Source organism: Pseudomonas sp. AGC41 (assembly GCF_057334555.1).
Genome location: NZ_JBHFJB010000065.1, coordinates 1 through 2478, shown reverse-complemented (window position 1 = coordinate 2478; position 2478 = coordinate 1). Strand labels below are relative to the sequence as shown.

Here is a 2478-nt window from a genome sequence, read left to right as displayed (position 1 = left end):
CCCCCCCCCCCCCCCCCCCCCCCCCCCCACGAAGGCGTTGCTCCGGCTCAAAACCTGTCAAAGTCATCCCAGGATCCAAAAGTCACACCCAAAATTGCCAGTCGTCACTTTTTTCGCCGGTTTTTAAACCTTTTTGCCTTTATGTGTTCTAGTTATCACTTGCGCATTTGCGCGGATACGAATGTGCCGCTAAATTGCCATCATTGATACCGAGCATTCTGTTATGCGTATAGACGGCGTTTCATCCCAGTCCTACCCCATCAAGCGTCGGCCTCGTGCGGGTAAAGCCGCTGAGCCGGAAAACTTCGATGATATTGACGGTGAGCTGGAATTTCCGTCCGAAGAGCAACTCGCCGCCCGCGCCGCCAAAGCCTCTGCGCAACGCCTGAGCAATCTTCCCGCCCGTCAGCAGGACATGCTGTATCACCGCGCCATGAGCCGCAGTGTCGCCACGGCGCTGGCCAGCTACCTGAGCACCGCCGGTTTTGTTGATTGGGATATGGAAGTGCTGGGCCTCGACCTCTACATCTGATGCGGTTGCCCTACTATCTGGGTTGCCCGTCCTGGAGCGAAAATGCCTGGCGCGATTATCTTTATCCCCGGGACGCCAAAAGCTCCGACTTCCTCAGTCTCTATTCTCAAGTATTCAATGCGGTGGAAGGCAACACGACCTTCTACGCGAGCCCGGCCGCGTCCACCGTTCAGCGCTGGGCCGAGATCATGCCCGAGCACTTTCGCTTCACCGCCAAGATTCCCGGTGACATCAGCCACGGCGGCGACTTGCGCGAACACTTGACCGCCACCGAAACCTTTGTCCAGTTGTTGAGCCCGCTGGGTGAGCGCGTCTCACCGTACTGGCTGCAGTTGTCCAAGGCGTTCACGCCCAATCGATTGCCAGAGCTGGCGGCATTCATCGACGCGTTCCCACGGCCGTTGGCCGTAGAGGTGCGTCACGATGAGTTTTTTGCCAAAGGCGACGCCGAACGACAGCTCAACCGTTTGCTGCTCGATCGTGGTGTCGAACGCATCTGTCTCGATCCCCGCGGCCTGTTCAGCTGCGCGTCGACCGCCCCTGAAGTCATTCACGCACAATACAAGAAGCCCCGGGTGCCGACGCGGCCGGCGGCGTTCACTCAGTGCCCGCAGGTGCGCTTCGTCGGTCATCCGGTAGTCGAGGCCAACGAGCCGTTTCTGACGCCATGGGTGGAAAAGATCGCCGTGTGGATCGAAGAGGGGCGCACGCCGTATATGTTCCTGCACACCGCCGACAATCTGCTGGCGGCGAAACTCGCGATGCATTTTCACAGCCGCCTGATGAAGCGTTTGCCTGGCTTGCCGGCGCTGCCTGAGCTATATAGAGAACCCGCCGCCGAGCAACTCGGTCTGCTCTGAGGCGAACTCCGCAAAATTGCTCAGGAGCGACTTTCATGGATGCACAAACCCGCCGAGCTCAGGCGTTCAAGGCCTTGCACGAACGCGATGGGGCGTTTGTCATTCCCAATCCATGGGATGCCGGTTCGGCAAAGATGCTCGCCAGCCTCGGCTTTGAAGCATTGGCGACGACCAGTGCCGGTCACGCTTTTTCCCTGGCACGACCTGACGGCGCCCTGGGGCTGGATGACACGCTGGCGAATGTGCGAGCGATTGTTGCGGCCACGGACCTGCCAGTTGCCGTCGACCTGGAAAACGGCTTTGCCGATGCGCCCGAAGATTGCGCCCGCAGCTTGCTCCGCGCGGCACAAGCCGGCGCGGTAGGGGGCTCCATCGAAGATGCCACGGGCCGCGAAGACAGCCCGATCTACGATTTCGAGCACGCCGTGGCGCGGGTCAAGGCCGCCGCCGAGGCGGTGCGTAGTCTGCCGTTCCCTTTCCTGCTGACCGCGCGGGCGGAAAATTTCCTGCATGGCAGGCCGGATCTGGACGACACGATCCGACGCCTGAAGGCCTTCGCCGACGCCGGCGCCGACGTGCTGTACGCGCCGGGGCTGAGCAGCGCCGAGCAAGTGCTGGCGGTGGTCCGGGCCGTAGCGCCCAAGCCCGTCAACGTACTGATGTCCGGCGCGCTGGACCTGACGGTGGCGCAATTGAGCGAACTGGGCGTCAAGCGCATCAGCGTCGGATCGGCCCTCGCGCTGGCGGCGTACGGCGAGTTTTTCCGCGCCGCCGAAGAAATCCGACAGCAGGGGACCTTCACCTTCACTCGTCGCTCAATGCCTTTTATCCAGGCCAATCAATTATTCAAGGGTTGAAGCCCGAGGCGTTGTCGTGCGGTTTTTGAAAGGACTGATGGTATTGACGCTGGTCGTTGGCGTCGCGGTGGTGGCGGTATGGCGCGGTTGGCTGGCCGTACCCCCGCAATGGAACCCCTGGGCGCCGCTGGACGTGAAAGCGCCGCCGAACCTGCTGACCCGTTACAAACTCATGGCCCTGCGCAACGATCCGCAGTTGTGTGACCAGGCGCTCGCCACGTCGGGGCTG

The 2478-nt window shown here is 61.6% G+C and carries 3 protein-coding genes and 1 pseudogene; all 4 read left to right on the top strand.

Annotation, left to right across the window (positions count from 1 at the left end; all coding sequences use genetic code 11):
• The first annotated feature begins 223 nt into the window (after positions 1 to 223).
• The gene (locus ACE04F_RS12240) at positions 224 to 532 is read left to right on the top strand and encodes a hypothetical protein (protein ID WP_305499067.1); all 309 of its coding nucleotides are present in this window, start codon (positions 224 to 226) and stop codon (positions 530 to 532) included.
• Positions 532 to 1392, top strand: coding sequence for a DUF72 domain-containing protein (locus ACE04F_RS12235; RefSeq protein WP_486106997.1), 861 nt, complete (start codon positions 532 to 534; stop codon positions 1390 to 1392). The genes ACE04F_RS12240 and ACE04F_RS12235 overlap by 1 nt, the downstream gene beginning before the upstream one ends.
• A 35-nt stretch (positions 1393 to 1427) precedes the next feature.
• Entirely contained in the window at positions 1428 to 2249 is an 822-nt protein-coding gene (locus ACE04F_RS12230) for an isocitrate lyase/PEP mutase family protein (RefSeq protein WP_486106995.1), read from the top strand.
• Positions 2250 to 2265: 16 nt separating this feature from the next.
• Positions 2266 to 2478 (top strand): annotated as a pseudogene (locus ACE04F_RS12225) (extensin family protein); the annotation flags it as partial.